Origin of the sequence: Brevibacillus laterosporus, from assembly GCA_007833815.1 — a bacterium.
GTDB lineage: Bacteria > Bacillota > Bacilli > Brevibacillales > Brevibacillaceae > Brevibacillus_B > Brevibacillus_B laterosporus_D.
Map to the genome: position 1 here is coordinate 3,357,683 of CP033464.1, position 16,922 is coordinate 3,374,604.

The 16,922-nt window shown below is 38.2% G+C and carries 7 protein-coding genes and 1 pseudogene; 7 read left to right on the forward strand and 1 reads right to left on the reverse strand.

All coding sequences use genetic code 11. The features are described from left to right. Window positions 1–35 precede the first annotated feature (35 nt). Window positions 36–1,445 carry a hypothetical protein gene (locus EEL30_17465; protein QDX93928.1) on the forward strand — a complete coding sequence of 470 codons (1,410 nt, stop codon included), beginning with the start codon at window positions 36–38 and terminating at the stop codon, window positions 1,443–1,445. A gap of 264 nt (window positions 1,446–1,709) precedes the next feature. Here EEL30_17465 and EEL30_17470 read toward each other — a convergent pair whose 3' ends face one another. After that, window positions 1,710–1,958 carry an aspartyl-phosphate phosphatase Spo0E family protein gene (locus tag EEL30_17470; protein QDX93929.1) on the reverse strand — a complete coding sequence of 83 codons (249 nt, stop codon included), beginning with the start codon at window positions 1,956–1,958 and terminating at the stop codon, window positions 1,710–1,712. An 879-nt stretch (window positions 1,959–2,837) separates the two neighbouring features. Between EEL30_17470 and EEL30_17475 the strand changes: the two genes are divergently transcribed. The 6 genes and pseudogenes from EEL30_17475 (at window position 2,838) to EEL30_17500 (ending at window position 16,906) form a co-directional block, all read left to right on the forward strand. Next, window positions 2,838–4,304 carry a long-chain fatty acid--CoA ligase gene (locus EEL30_17475; protein QDX95804.1) on the forward strand — a complete coding sequence of 489 codons (1,467 nt, stop codon included), beginning with the start codon at window positions 2,838–2,840 and terminating at the stop codon, window positions 4,302–4,304. A 32-nt stretch (window positions 4,305–4,336) separates the two neighbouring features. Next, the gene (locus EEL30_17480) at window positions 4,337–4,612 is read left to right on the forward strand and encodes an acyl carrier protein (GenBank protein QDX93930.1); all 276 of its coding nucleotides are present in this window, start codon (window positions 4,337–4,339) and stop codon (window positions 4,610–4,612) included. An 18-nt stretch (window positions 4,613–4,630) separates the two neighbouring features. Further along, window positions 4,631–6,505 (forward strand): asparagine synthase (glutamine-hydrolyzing), encoded by a 1,875-nt coding sequence (gene asnB, locus EEL30_17485; GenBank protein ID QDX93931.1) that lies wholly within the window; start codon window positions 4,631–4,633, stop codon window positions 6,503–6,505. Window positions 6,506–6,580: 75 nt separating this feature from the next. Next, window positions 6,581–9,832: a [acyl-carrier-protein] S-malonyltransferase gene (gene fabD / locus EEL30_17490; GenBank protein ID QDX93932.1), complete on the forward strand. Its 3,252-nt coding sequence runs from the start codon at window positions 6,581–6,583 to the stop codon at window positions 9,830–9,832. Between the two features lie 39 nt (window positions 9,833–9,871). After that, window positions 9,872–12,304 (forward strand): annotated as a pseudogene (locus EEL30_17495) (polyketide synthase). Between the two features lie 120 nt (window positions 12,305–12,424). Then, window positions 12,425–16,906 (forward strand): SDR family NAD(P)-dependent oxidoreductase, encoded by a 4,482-nt coding sequence (locus EEL30_17500; protein ID QDX95805.1) that lies wholly within the window; start codon window positions 12,425–12,427, stop codon window positions 16,904–16,906. Window positions 16,907–16,922 lie beyond the last annotated feature (16 nt).

The following is a 16,922-nucleotide window of genomic DNA, read 5'->3' on the forward strand; positions in this document are numbered from 1 at the left end:
GATTGAGGTGACATTCGTTGACAAAGAGAAAATGGATGCAGGCGCTTTCTGGTATGATGTTACTTGCTTTTCTTACGCCAGCTCATTATGTTCAAGGGGCAGATCAACAGCAAGGACTACAAGAAACCTACTCGGAACAGCATACTAATCAGTATAATTTGCAGAAAAAACAAATAATGTTCCCCAACCAAGATCGTTATTGGATCAAACGAGTACAATCTAGACCAGGAGTAAAGCAAACCAAGCAAAAAATTTCCCTGTTTATCCCTGGAACGACAGGCGAATTCCGCTATCTAGCAAGCAATGGGGCCAAACTAACTTGGACGAAAGCATCCTTACAGAAAGGAAATTTGCCTGTACATACCGGATATATTATGACAGATCAGCATTCAATCATTTTAAGTAAGCCTCATATTTATATACCACGAACACATAATTCCATCGAGATGGTACCTGAAAATATGAATCAAATCAAAATAATGGCAAAAAAAACGTATGGTGGCTACAACGTAAACATTGAAATGCCTGTTGAATCTCATATGTTTGGAGAAGTTTGGGCATTAGAATCCTTTCAACCCTTAATTGACTGGAATGCACCAAATATGGAGGTAATCTGGAGAAGCATTGATTTTGAAGACCGCTTACGCTGGAGCTGGGATGGTTTTTACGACCGGACCCCAACTACATATGTGCCAACTGGACCTAATTATTTCTGGAGGAATCCAGATAACTATTTTGCAGCCTCTTTTGTGATTACGGAAGGTAGTAGGGCAGCAGAGAATCTTGGCTGGATGATGCTCCATACTATTTTGCCAAATCAAAATGCAAGAGGATATTGGCCTACTGCTCCTAAATCAACATGGTTATGGGATGATTACCAGATCGATGCTGGGTTTTATGATACACGTTTTAATACCGATATTGCATTATTGTTACTAAAAGCGTACCAGTCTCATCATGATGAACGCCTCTTACAAGCAAGTAAGCGATATGCGGAGTTTTTCTTACAGCATAGCCAGCAAAATCATTTCCAAATCGAACGAGATGGTCAAGTGGGCATATTGGTAAGTGATTATTCTCATGAAAAGCCACATAAGGTAACCCATACCTCCTTGAACCACCAACTACAAGAGATGATTTTTCTGTATGAAGTATATATGGAGACAAAAGATGATCGATTCAAAGAGCTCGCAGATAAAATGTTATGGGGGGTCAAATTAACGAGGGATGCATGGGTCATGCCAGATTCTAACTTGCACTATGCGTATATGCCAGATGGTACGATGGGACTGAAAGACTACCCATTCCTAACATATAATGATCTTTATGTCATTCAAAGAGTTCTCTTAAATTTGCAAGGCTGGGAAGATCCTGATTTATCTTATTTGATGCAAATGAAAAAGCAGTGGATGGATGCAAATAAGGTAAAAGGCTATAGAAAATAGGATGTATGGGCAATTAACCTAGGAATTAAGAATAACCTAATAGTCAAGGTGAACGATAACTGAAAAATAGTACTCTAAGCAAGGGCAATGGCTCTTGCTTTTTTTTGTCCATTTTCTCGTGTAACAAATAAAAGACGAAATGCCTATTTGGAGATGGTTACCAAATGAGGAGCACTTCGTCAGAGTTTCGTCTGTTTGTTCATTTTTTCCTCCATATATCAGTGAGTATCTGGGTTCATTTTTTAACGAATTATGTTTCGTTTTTTAGGCATATTGCCAAAGGAGGCTGGGCGAGAAAAAAGAGCTGGAGTGAATTTTTCGTTTTTGCATCTGCAAGATGTAAGTATCTAAAGTTTGACTCAAGTGAATAACCGAGTGATCCAAAAAGCTACCCTTTTCTGATACTAGTTGAACCAACTCACTTTTTAATTGATTAATTACTTTTTGTAGCTCAATTTCGTCCTCCACTGGTTCAAGGGTATCTGCGAGATTTTTTAGCTGTTTTGGTTCCATCGAATTTTTCTCCTCTCATCTTTTTCTTATCCTTACTATATCTAGCGTATCAAAGGAAAATGGCTTAACCGGTAGTTAGAAACGTTTTACAGCCTTCGACAGCCATCGTCCTGTTTCTTTCAGACATAATTCTACAGATGTATAATATTAAAATTATAAATGTATATAACAATTATTTAAGATAAAAAAGTTAAAAAACAGAAGCGTGAAACGATCTGGCTTGCAAACCAGAAACTACTCATACTGTATTGATTTTACGCCATTAATACAGGGCAATGCTAATTTTTAAGCTTACTCTCTAATGAAGCCTGCAGTTAACCGGTATTCTAATGATAAAAAAGTTAATGAGAAAACAGGCCTTTCTTTTTACAATGTGATGAGAAGAGAGGGAGTCAAAAACGAAAAAATGTCGAGAGTATAGTCGATTCTGCTTTTTTCTACTTGGTTTTCACTATGCAAAATAAGATTGTCGGAATAGTAATCTGTTATCGTATCAAAGTTTTGAGAGTAAGCATACATGTATGGCGAGGAGTGTTGTAGCAGTCGGTACCTTTATGTAGTCGGTACTGATCCATTTAATGTTATTCATGATATGAATGTGAAGTATAACAAAGATATACATGTTATGTATTGTTATGTTACTTTGTCTTATAGTGGAAATATTAACATTCCATTATATGGATTTATTTATATTTACTAACATGTAATTTTGTGGTAACGTTATTTTGCGAATAGAAAGAAAAAGAAAAAGAAAAAAAACAGTTATTCAATTGGATGGAAATGCGATGGAATAAGGGTTTAATAGAATCTGAGTTTGAGATTGTTACATTCAGTTGCTTTTCATGAAAGGCATTTTAGATTTGAAAGCAGGTGATTCCTATAATCTACACACGATTGAAACAACTAATCGAACACAATCCCCATGCAACAGCCATTATCAGAGAAACGGAAGAAATTCCTTATCAAGCGGTACTACATGAAGCAGATAATCTGGTACAAGCTTTTAAGAAGTTTGGCTTGAATGCAGAGACGCCATTAGCTATTGTTCTTCAAAAAAGCGAAGTCATTTGGGCAGCAATAGTGGCAGCTAGCCAGCTTAATATTTCTGTCATGTTAGTTGATCCTCATTTAAAAGAAGAAGAAATGCAACAAATTATGACGATGTATAAAACTCACTATGTTTTGCGTGAAATAAATAGTACAGCAATAGATTCACTGGGATACGATGAATGGTACGATCTTTCGTGTTTTAGCCATGCCTTTTCTATTGGAAATATAGGAGTACAGGCAACTTGTTGGAATGAATATATTCAACCATCAATAAATCAAAGCTATCTCGTGTTTCTAACGTCGGGATCAACCAAGATACCATCTGCCGTAGTCAAAACAATTGAAAGTGTTATGTTTGATGGAAAACGTGTAGGTCAATCTCTTGGTATTACCCCAGAAGATCGTGTCTTATGTGTAGCCCCCATTTATCATGTATTTGGCTCTATTTGCGGGTGTTTTGCTCCTTTCTTAAGTGGAGCAGCAGTATCTTTTACTGGGGCATACGTTCTTCCATCTAGTTTGGAAAAGAAAATTCACAAACAATCTTGCAACATACTAATGGGTCTACCAGTTCACTACAAAATGTTGGTTCAACACATTAATAAGCCGCTAGATAAAATTAGGATTGCTTTATCATCAACTTCACCATTGTCAGATGAGCTGTTATTATCCTGTAAGGAAAAATTGAACGTATTTATTCAAAACATCTACGGCTCATCAGAAACAGGAGCCATTTCTATTCAACGAAATCACTTATCTATTAGTGAATCTACAAACGTGGGGCAGCCTCTTGATGGTGTACTTGTAAAGCTAGATGAAACAAACCCGTTTGAGTTTGATGGGAAAACGGTCTATGAATTACTTATAAAAAGTGAGTCTCTTGCTAAGGGGTACCTGCGTAAGGAAGATTCGGATGATTGTGAATATGTATTGCAGGATGGATGGTGGCGAACCGGCGATCTGTCCTATCTAAGTGGAGAATTCGAGCTACATATCGTTGGTCGCTTAAATATTACAATAAATGTGAATGGTAAAAAGGTTAATCCGTATGAAATTGAGGAAGTACTAAGTAAACATCCAGCTATAGTAGATGCGGTAGTTGTGGGTCAACACGATTTTACCCGAGGAGAAATACCTGTAGCTTATGTCGTAGCTAATAAGCAAGTTACTGAAATAGAGATACTTGAGCATTGTCGTGAAAGATTATCTGATTTCAAAGTGCCAAGAAGAATAGAATTTAGGGACGATCTACCCAAAACGGCAGCCGGGAAGGTTCGTCGAAAAGAAGTGAAATAGTTGTAGAATAAAAACAGAACGAGAGGTAATATATGGAAATCAAAAATTCAACAGACTATAGTCTTATCATTAAAAATGATTTAGTAGAAATTATAAAAACACATTATGGTCTTGAGATTGATCCAGCTAGTATTCCAGACGATTTGGATATTATCAAACAATATAATTTGGATTCTATCGTTATTATGGAGTTGTTGGTGAATATCGAAAAGCGATTTGATATTCAGATAGCAGATGAAGAGCTTAATACGGAATTAGTACGTACAATTGATAAATTGATGCTTTATATTCAGTCCAAAAAAATGTAAAGAGGAGTCCTTGAAAAAATGTGTGGGATAACAGGGTGGATCGATTGGGAACATAACTTGTTGAATCAAAAACATACTTTACAACAGATGTCTGATTCTATTCGTCATCGAGGACCAGATGCTGAAGGCTTTTGGATTACGGAACACGCAGCGTTGGCACATCGACGTCTAATTGTTATTGATCCTGAAGGTGGAGTACAACCTTTTGTCTATCAAGACTCTGACCCATTATATGCCATGACTTATAATGGAGAAATTTATAATTACCTTGAACTACGTCGTGAATTAATAGAACGCGGACATCAATTTAAAACAAATTCTGACACGGAAGTATTGCTACACGCCTATATGGAATGGGCAGAAGATTGTGTTAAGCATCTCAATGGTATTTTTGCTTTTGCGATTTGGGACCAGAAGAAACAAAGTTTGTTTTTAGCACGAGATCATTTAGGAGTTAAACCTTTATTTTATTTCCAACAAGGAAGTTCTATTTTGTTTGGTTCGGAAATAAAGGCGATTCTTGCTCATCCGAGTGTGAAACGAGAAGTTGATTTTCAAGGATTATCCGAGCTTATCGTTCTTGGGGGAATACGTACGCCTGGTAACGGTGTTTTTACAAATATTTTTGAAGTAAAGCCTGCTCATACGATGGTGTTTACGAAAGAAAGAACAAGAGAGTCGCGTTATTGGCAACTCCAAAGTAAGTTACATACTGATTCTGTCGAAGAAACAGCAGAACATATTAAGTATTTATTAGAAGATACAGTGAAGCGCCAATTAATTGCTGATGTTCCCGTTGTATCCATGCTTTCAGGAGGTTTGGATTCAAGTGGTTTAGTTTCGATTGCGGGACGTCAGTTTTTTGATAAAGGAGAGCAGTTGTCTACATACTCCGTTGACTTTGTAGGAAGTGCCCAAGATTTTGTAGCGGATGTAGCTCGTCCTAGTTTAGATGCACCGTACGCAAAAATGCTGTCCGAGCATGTCGGAACGAAGCACCATTCGATAACACTTACCTCTGAACAGTTGCTTGAAAATATGCTTATTCCTATGCGTATGCGTGATTTACCTGGTTATGGCGATATGGAGACATCCTTACATTTATTATTTCGGGAGATGAAGAAGGACGCTACGGTAGCTATTTCAGGTGAATCGGCAGATGAAATATTTAGTGGATACCCGTGGTTTCATCAAGAAGAGTACCTAGATTCTCCTACTTATCCTTGGTTGATAAACACATGGGATAAATTTGCCTCTTTATTACATCAAGATGTAATCGAGAATATTCAACCAAGCAAATATGCGGCAATGAGATATGCTGAAGCGATTAAGGAAGTGCCTCTGCTTGAAAATGAAACAACAACACAAATGCGCCAACGTAAAATGTCCTATGTATTCATCACTCGCTTTTTGATCGGGTTATTGGAGCGTAAAGACCGCGCGAGTATGTATGCAGGTTTTGAAGTACGCGTTCCATTTTGTGATTACCGATTAGTGGAGTATGCCTTTAATATTCCGTTCGATATGAAGACCATTGGAAATATCGAGAAAGGGATATTGCGTCAAGCCTTCAAGGGCTACATGCCTGAAGAAGTACGACTTCGTAGAAAAAGTGCTTATCCATCGACACAAGATCCTATCTATTTTGCAGGAGTTCATTCAGCCTTTCATGAGATGATGTCTAATTCGAATGCACCTATTCATGATTTATTGGACAAAAAGAAAATATTGAATTTATTAGACGGAAAATCTGCTCTGCTTCAAGGTAAAATGCACTCTAGTCAAGGATTGTTACTCAAGTTAATGGAATATTTTATACAAGTAAATATGTGGTTAATCGAATATAACATTACGATTACATCCACCAACAGTATCCGGAACATCACAATGTAAGTGTAGGGATATGCCATCAGCATGGCGCATTGAAGATGTAGTCGATTAATAAATCTTGGCCAGAGGTGTTTTAAGGTGCATCCATCAGTTGTTTTTATGTATTCGGGTCAAGGATCACAGTTTTATCAGATGGGTAAGACATTATTTGAACAGAATGAAATTTTTAGATCATGCATGCTCCAATTAGATTCGAACGTACACGATTTAATAGGTATATCTGTACTAGATGAATTGTATGATGACCATAAAAAAATGACAGAGCCGTTTACTCGTACGCTTTATACTCATGTTTGTATTTTTATGTTGGAATACGCCATTACGATGGTTTTATTAGAAAATGGAGTCGTCCCAGACGCTGTTATTGGCGTAAGTATGGGAGAATTTGCAGCTGCGGTGACAGCAGGTGTATGTTGCGTTGATACTGCGCTGAAAGCTGTTGTTAAACAAGCCCAATTATTAGAAAACGGTTGTGAAGAAGGCGGTATGCTGGCTATTTTACATCATCCGTCTATGTTCTCGTCCGATCCTCTTCTATATAAAAATTGCGATTTGGTTTCTATTCATAACGAGAATCATTTTATTATTTCAGGTAGAAAAGAGCATATAACTAAGGCTGAACAGCATGCTAAGAACAATGGAATCATTTGTAGTATATTACCGGTTACACAAGGGTTCCATTCTTCTAGCATAGATCCTGCATCAGATGAATATGTTGCTTTTTTAAAAAAGCAACTTTTTCTTGATCCTAAAATCTCGTTTATTTCAAGTGTGTATGGTGAACCGATTGAAAAATGTAATTCGGATTATTTTTGGCAAGTCATTCGAAAACCTATTCAATTTACCAAGGGCTTCACCTATTTACAAGAAGAAGATCAAGATCGGATATTTTTGGATCTAGGTCCTTCAGGAACGCTTGTCAATGTGAGTAAATCAATGTCGAATAAACGAAAGAATCCTATCATCTTGCCCATTATAACACCGTATAAACAAGATCGACAAAATTTGGATTATATCCTATCTCACTATGCTCATAAATATACAACTAGGGAAAAAAAGGGGAAAAAAAGTATGCTTGCTTTTGTATTTCCTGGACAAGGATCGCAAAAAAAGGGAATGGGAGGAGAATTATTTGATCAGTATCCTCAAATCACCAGCCAAGCCGATTTGGTTTTAGGATACTCCATTAAAGAATTGTGTTTAGATGATCCATTAGGAAGATTACATCAGACCGAATACACACAGCCTGCCTTGTTTACCGTAAATGCGCTGATGTATTTGAATACCATTAACGAAACGGGAAGAAAACCAGATATCGTTGCAGGGCACAGTTTGGGTGAATATAATGCTTTATTTGCTGCAGGGGCTTTTGATTTTGTAACTGGATTAAGACTAGTGAAAAAAAGGGGGGAATTAATGAGCCGGGCTGTTGGCGGGGGGATGGCAGCAGTTATAGGGATGGATGAGAAAAGAATGAAGCATACATTGCTACAAAATGAATTAGACAGTATTGATCTTGCTAATTTGAATTCCCCTCATCAGTTAGTCATCTCGGGGTTACAAACAGATATCAATCAAGCAAAGCTGATATTTGAGGCAATTGAAGGTATTACTTACATTCCGTTAAGAGTAAGTGGGGCCTTTCATTCCAGATACTTGATGGAGGCAAGAGGGCAATTTGAGTCCTATATGGATTCCTTTGTGTTTGCAGAATGTAACATACCTGTATTGTCAAATGTCCATGCCAGATTATATCAAAAAAACGATATCAAAATGAATTTGGTTAGACAGATTACGGAGTCCGTTCGATGGTGTGAGACGGTGCAAGTTTTGATGGGATTTGAAGGCATTGAAATGAAAGAGATAGGTCCGGGTAAAGTATTGACTGGATTGATGAAGAAAATAACAGCAGAAGCAGAGCCAATCTTCATCCCTAGTGAAGCTAGTTATCAAGTCGAAGCTCTTTCTGGTAAACATGCCAAAACCAGTGCTATAACAACTGTTGGCTGCAAACAGTTTATGCGAGATTATCAATTACAATATGCTTATTTGGCTGGTGGCATGTATAAAGGCATCGCCTCCAAAGAAATGGTAGTCAAGCTGGGCAAAGCTGGCATGATGGGTTTTCTAGGTACAGGGGGATTACACGTACAACAAATCGAGCAATCTATTCAATACATTCAAAAAGAACTAAAAAGTGGTCAAGCGTACGGAATGAACCTATTACATACTCCAGGAAAGCTTGAAAGAGAAGAGCAATTGGTAGATCTATATATGCACTACGGTATCAAAACAGTAGAAGCATCTGCCTACATGAGCATAACTCCTGCATTAATAAAATACCGTGCGCATGGATTAAACAAGCTACCAGACGGTACCGTTTCAAGCGTTAATCGAATTATTGGTAAGGTATCGAGACCTGAAATAGCGGAACATTTTTTAAGTCCAGCACCAGAGTACCTAGTAGAAAAAATGGTCAGGGAAAATAAAATTACGAGAGAACAAGCTCATATGCTCAGTAAAATCCCGATGGTAGATGATTTGTGTATAGAGGCAGATTCAGGTGGGCATACAGATGGGGGAGTATCTTATGTTCTCATGCCAGCCATGATACAGCTACGGGATGAGATGATGGAAAAATATAAATACCGTAAGAAGGTTAGAATTGGAGCAGCAGGCGGAATTGGTACTCCTGAGGCAGCAGCCGCAGCCTTCATATTAGGAGCTGATTTTATACTGACAGGCTCTATTAATCAATGTACCGTACAGGCGGGCACTAGTGATGCCGTTAAAGACTTGCTACAACAGGTACAGATTCAAGATACCACATATGCGCCAGCAGGAGATCGGTTTGAAATAGGAGCCAAAGTTCAAGTGTTAAAAAGAGGTGTGTTTTTCCCTGCTAGGGCGAACAAGCTTTTTGAATTGTATTGTCAATACAATTCACTTGAAGAGATAAATGAAAAAGATAAAAAACTTATACAGGCAAAATACTTTAAACGCAGTTTTAAAGAAATATATGATGAATTGAAACCGAATTATTCACAAGAAGAAATAGATAAGGCTGAAAAAAATCCGAAGCATAAAATGGCCTTGATTTTTAAATGGTACCTTGCTCATTCAACAAATGTAGCATTAGATGGTGTTCCGGGACAACAAGTAGATTATCAAATTCATTGTGGTCCTGCGCTAGGTGCATTCAATCGTTGGGTAAAGGGAACAAATTTGGAAAGTTGGAAAAACCGTCATGTAGATGAGATCGGCGTAAAATTAATGGAAGAAACTGTGAAAATATTAAATAATCAGTTCCGAAATTTTCAAAGTAAATAATCCATTAGTAAAATTCGCTATTGAAACGAGGTATATTTCATGTTATCCATCTTACATCTTTATTCTCATGGTTATTTGGCAATTCCAGTACTTTTATCTTGTAAAAAACGTGGGTTATTTCATCTTTTACAACAAAGTCAATGTACTCCGTTTAAGCAAATTGTTCGTGAGCTGGATGCTAATAGTGGTCACTTACGCAGTGCTCTCCACATGTTAGAGTCTCTACAAATAGTGAGTCGAAACAGCGAAGATGCTTATGCTTTACTGACAGGATGGAATGTGGTAGAAAAAATTCCGGAAGAAATCGTGGAGCTATTCGATTTCCCGATGAAGGCATACGTAAAAAAATCCCAGAGAAAACATCGTCTTCAAAAATGGATTGAGCTTTCTGCTAAACAATGGAATATAGACAATGTGATGTATTCACACTTTCTAGACGGGATGTTGATGATTCCTTTGCTTTTTTCGTTGAAGGAACACGAATTAGTTATGCAGTCTTCTTCTCAGCAAAAAGAATTCATGTTTTCTAATCTTTCTGGTATAGCTAAGCAAGAAGTTACTCAGCTCTTCCTGCAAAAAAATTGGTTGGATCAAGGAAGTTTGACAGAAGCAGGAATGTATATGATGGACAGAATTTTCAATACTGCCATTATTTATTCTTACCGTCCTATGATAAAAAACATAGATCAACTACTATTTGGAGATTGCCAAGCTGTTTTTGATAGGGATGTTCAAGAGCATGAATCACATATTGATCGCACACTAAATGTGATTGGCTGCGGATTTCAGCATGAAAAATACTTTAAAGATATGGAGCAAATGATCGTATCCATTTTTAATAGAGATTCGCTGGAGGAGCAACCGAAATATATAGCAGATATGGGCTGTGGGGATGGATCGCTACTAAAAAAAATATACGAGATTATTAAAATGAAGTCATTGAGAGGTCAACTATTAGATCAATACCCCCTTACGTTAATTGGGATTGATTACAATGAAAAATCTCTAATAGAAACGGCTGTAACACTGTGTGACATCGATCATGTATTGCTAAAAGGGGATATCGGAAATCCTGACGAGCTTATTACAAGCTTAGAAAAAATAGGAATTACTGATACAGAAAATATTTTACATGTGCGGTCGTTCCTTGATCATGATCGACCTTTCATTGCACCAAAAGAAGCGGATGAAGTAAATTCCTTTCATTCCATTCCAACAGAAACGGTGTTTGTAGATGAAAATGGACATGAACGTTCTTCCAAACTAGTTATGAAAAATCTGGTGGAACACTTACAGCTTTGGTCAAACGTAGTAAATAAGCATGGTTTAATCCTTTTAGAAGTGCATTGTTTGGAGCCGAAAACAATTAATCAGTATATTGATAAATGTGAAGGCTTACATTTTGATGCTGTTCATAGATTCTCTCAACAATTGTTAGTAGAAGCAGATACTTTTATGTTAGCAGCCGCAGAGGCAGGATTGTTTCCTCATAAACAATATTTTCGTAAATACCCAAAATCCATGTCTTTTGCGCGTATCACTTTAAATTACTTTGAACCCAGAGAATACAGGATTAGAATGGCACATGAAAAAGATATACCTGTATTAAGGCAGCTTGAGTTGCAATGCTGGGGTGAGGCTTTAGGTGCTTCTTCTGGAAGTATTTTACATAGAATAAGGAATTATCCAGAAGGGCAACTTGTCTTAGAAATAGACAATAGGGTAGTTGGCGTTATGTATTCTCAAAAGATCAGGGGTCTACAGGATATAAAGTTAGCTCAAACCAATACTGTTGAACAGCTCCATCATAATGAGGGTACTATTATTCAATTGTTAGCAATTAATGTCTTACCAGAAATGCAAGATCGTAATCTGGGAGATCAGCTTTTGGAATTTATGCTACAACGTTGCAGTTTGATTAGCGGGGTCCGGTCTGTCATAGGTATTACTAGATGTAAGGATTATCACCGGCATAGAACAGTAAGTATGGATAAATATATCAATTTTCGTAATCAGAATAATAAATTGATAGACAAAACGTTGCGATTTCATGAAATGCATGGAGCTAAGATCAGAGAATTAGTTCCGAATTATCGTCCATTAGATCATGCGAATCTTGGCTATGGAGTACTCATTGAATATGATAATTTGAATCGAGGATATTCTGAGACTCATGATAAAGCACGTAAACAAGTTAATCTTGAGAAGAATTTCAATCCTATTAAAAATGGGAATACTGACCTGACTAGGTCCATTACAGATTTTGTGTTAGATCGTATACGTTCTCTTTTAGGGGGAAATAAGGAGGATGTTCTATCGTATGTAGATCGTCCGCTAATGGAGCTTGGATTGGATTCGGGAGATTTGTTGGAATTAAATGATCAGTTAGGTACAAAATTTCAAATAGAACTCGAAGCGACATTCTTTTTTACGTACAATACCGCTAGAAAAATCATTTCGTATTTCATAGAAAAAAGCCATGATGTGCATATACATCATGAAGAAGAAGTGGCTGTTGTTTCAAATGAAGTACAAAAGATAGACGACGGTAATAGTAAGACAAATTCTAGTAAGCTAATCAAAGAATTTGTCATGCAAGCGATCCTTGTTCTATTAAATGAACCAGAACAAGATGGTGAATTATATATCAATCGTCCGTTAATGGAACTTGGATTAGACTCAGGAGATTTATTGGAATTAAATGACCTAGTAAGCTCAAAATTTCAAATAGAACTCGAAGCGACGTTCTTTTTTACATACAATACCGCTAGAAAAATTATCTCATATCTTATCGAGAATACGGATGTATCAGATGAGGTATATGTAGCAGAAAAATCTGTTTTAGAAAAAGAGGCAGGTTCGAAGAGCAATTCTTATTTACAAAAGGATGATATTGCAATCATAGGTGCGTCCTGCCGTCTACCTGGTGGGGTAAGCAATCTAGAGCAATTGTGGGAATTACTAATTCACAACCGAGATGCTACTGGTCCAATGCCTAACCAAAGATGGAATTGGCCGGATACTATTTATCCTGATTCGGAGCATAAAGGAATAAATCAAGGAGGTTTCTTAGATCAAATTGCTGAATTTGATCCTCTATTTTTTAGAATCTCTCCCACAGAAGCAGAGCTCTTGGACCCTCAACAACGATTACTAATGGAATTGAGCTGGGAGTGTATTGAGGGAGCTAATTATTCTGCTACAGCAATTTCAGGAAGTAATACAGGTGTATTTATTGGAGCAAGTGGCTCAGATTATAGCAAACTTTTGGATCGTCATAGCGATGATGTTCAAGCTAAATATGGAATAGGTACATCAATGGCGATTCTACCTAATCGAATCTCTTATTTTTATAATTTTCATGGTCCTAGTCTTCAAATAGATACGGCTTGTTCAAGTTCTTTGGTTGCCGTTCATCAAGCTGTGAGATCTTTGCAATCAGGAGAATGTGTGCAAGCTTTAGTAGGCGGGGTTCACCTTATGTGTCACCCTGCTAACAGTATTGCCTACTATAAAGCTGGGATGCTTTCCAAGGATGGAAAATGCAAAACCTTTGATAAAGATGCCGGTGGGTATGTCCGTGGAGAAGGTGGAGTAGTTTTACTGTTAAAACCTGTAAAACAGGCAGAACGCGATGGTGATTCAATCTTAGCTGTCATCAAAGGAACCGCTATTAATCATGGTGGTCAAGCAAATGGATTAACTGTACCCAATCCAGAAAAGCAAGCTACCTTAATCAAGGAGGCTTTCCTCTCAGCTAATATTGAACCCGAATCAGTAGGTTATATTGAAGCTCATGGTACAGGTACTCCCTTAGGTGATCCTATTGAAATCGCAGCGTTGAAAGAAGCGTTTTTAGAGCTTTCGAAACAAAATGACAACAGAGGGGAACCTTATTGTGGATTAGGTTCTATTAAAACAAATATTGGACACTTGGAAGCTGCTGCAGGATTGGCAGGGTTGGTAAAAGTCTTAGTAAGTTTGCGCCATCGAATGATACCTGCTTCCTTACATTTTCATGAATTAAACCCTCATATGTCTATTGATAATTCTCCATTTTATATTGTTAACAGGAATCGAGACTGGATTCCACCGTATAAAGGAGGATTACGTCGCGCTGGAATTAGCAGTTTTGGCTCTGGGGGTTCAAATGCTCATATTGTCATTGAAGAGCATCCTTCTACTGATAAGGTAGCTCTACATAATAGAACCAAGAGTAACAACCCAGTAATGATCGTGTTATCGGCTAAAAACGAAGAGCGTTTACAAGAATATGCAAAGCAATTAATAACAGCAATCGAAAAGCAAAACCTTACAGATTGTAATCTCGCAGATATGGCCTATACGCTTCATGTTGGTAGAGAGGCAATGGAAGAAAGATATGCTACGGTAATATGTCATATTAATGAATTAAAAAAATCCTTGACCGATTACCTTGAAAATAACGGTATGATGAAAAACTATTGTCGAGGAAATGTGAATAAGAGTAATTCTATTACTAGTTTGCCAATTGAGCATGAAGAAGAGAATGAAATGATTAATCACTTCATTAAAAAGAATGATTTACACCAACTAGCTTATTTATGGGTTTCGGGGCTAGATATAGATTGGAAGATATTGTATAAATCAGGAACGGCGAATCAAATTTCACTTCCAACCTACCCGTTTGCTAGAGAGCGTTATTGGATATCAGAGGTAGAAACCAGTTCTTTCATCAACAAGGCAAAGAAAACAACTGTAGGATCAATACATGCGATTCATCCGTTGTTGCAACAAAATACGTCGTATTTATCTACCGTACGCTTTCGTTCTATTTTTACTGGCAAGGAGTTTTTTTTAGAAGATCATGTTGTCCAAGGTTGTAAAGTTCTACCGGGTGTAGCCCATTTGGAGATGGCACGCATTGCAGTGGAGCAAGCACTGGGAAATATGGAACATAATCTGGGCGGCTTTCAACTTCACAACGTTGTTTGGAAAAAGCCTATCCTCTTAGAAGAGCAACCAATACAAGTGCATATTCGAGTGTTTTCAGCAAATCATGGTGAGATAAACTATGAGATTTATAGTGAAGAGATACCAGGTAGTGGTCATACTGTCGTGTATAGTCAGGGATTTGCAGTACGTAGGGAAGCAAGGCAAGCGATAGCCCTGGATGTACCCACTCTACAATCTATATGTAAGCAAGGCGTGTTGACAGCTAGAGAGTGTTATCAAGCATTCAACAAAATCGGGCTTACTTATGGAGAAAGTCATCAGGGAATACAACACGTGTATGTGGGCAAAGATCAAGTATTGGCAGAGCTGGTCTTGCCATCTTGCTTAGTCGATACGCAAGAACAATATGTTCTACACCCGAGTGTAATGGACGCTGCGTTACAGGCAGCTCTTATATTCCAGATGCAATCACTTATATCCTACAACACGTCAATAAAACCATCGTTACCGTTCGCTTTGGAATCGATAGAAATGATTCGACCGCATACATCCAAAATGTGGGCGCACGTCCGATATAGTGAAGATTATATCGTCGGAAATGAGACTCATAAGTATGATATTGATCTATGTGACGACAGTGGCGCAGTTTGTGTACGGATGTTTGGATTTTCGGCTAGGGTACTAGAAGGAACTGTTCCATCCGATTGCTCTACTCATTCTCTATCGAAAGAAGCCATGATTACACCACCATTTGAAACCATGATGGTAGCCCCCATTTGGGAACCAATCAGTTCTGAAAAAGGACAAAGAGTTCCTTCCATAGATGAGAACCTGGTCATTGTTGGGGGCAATGAAACAAGCTGGACTGAGGTAAGAAAACAATATCCAGAAGCTCGTGTACTAGCGATTCAAAGTGGTAATACGGTAGATGAGATCATTCAGGAAATGACACAACAAGGTCCGATCGATCATATTTTGTGGATTGCACCAGTAGAGGGACTATCATCAGTAACAGATAATGCTGTCATAGAAGGGCAAGAAGCAGGTGTGATCTACCTATTTAAACTTATTAAAAGTCTGCTAGCTCTTGGATACGATAGCAGACAACTAGGCTGGACTGTGATAACAACACAAGCACAACCCATTCATAAATACGATGAAGTAAATCCTACCCATGCAAGTGTTCATGGACTTATGGGGACGTTGGCAAAGGAATATACGAATTGGAACATCAGAGTCATCGATCTAGAGTCAACTGCTTCATGGCCAAGGATGGATTGGTTTACCTTACCGATTCATGCGGAAGGAAACCCATACGTCTACCGAGAGCAGCAATGGCATCGTCTGGAGCTTGTGCCTGTGACGTATAGCCAGCAGGACGAAACGATGTATAAGAACGGAGGCGTATATGTCGTTATTGGCGGAGCTGGAGGGCTTGGGGAAGTATGGAGTGAATACGTCATTCGCAGGTACGAGGCCAAGGTGATTTGGATAGGAAGAAGGGAAATGGATGCTGATATCCAAGCGAAGATAGATCGACTAGCATCGATAGGACCCGCCCCTCGTTACATCATGGCGGATGCAACCGACCAAGAAGAGTTGTATCGAGCTTATGAAGAAATCAAACAGCAATATGGTGAGCTTCATGGAGTTGTACATTCTGCTATCGTTCTGCTGGACAAGAGTCTAGCCAATATGGATGAGGAAAGATTTCGGGCAGGACTCGGTGTCAAAGTAGAGGTGAGTGTGAATATAGCGGAAGTATTCCAGCATGAGCCTCTTGATTTTGTTTTATTTTTCTCCTCGATGAATTCGTTTGTAAAAGCTGCGGGACAGAGCAACTATGTAGCGGGATGTACGTTTAAAGATGCCTTTGCAAGCCAGTTAGCCATAGAATGGCCATGTGCCGTGAAAGTCATGAACTGGGGGTATTGGGGAACGGTAGGAACAGTGGCGTCGGAAGAATACCAGAAACGGATGCACAAAAGAGGAATTGGTTCCATTGAGCCTCCAGAAGCGATGGAAGCAGTAGAAGCCCTTTTGACAGGCCCGATGAACCAATTGGCGTTCGCTAAAATGACAACATCTTCTACTTGGATAGATGTAAATAGAAGAAAAATGATTACCATTTATCAATGAAATAATTCGTATTTGT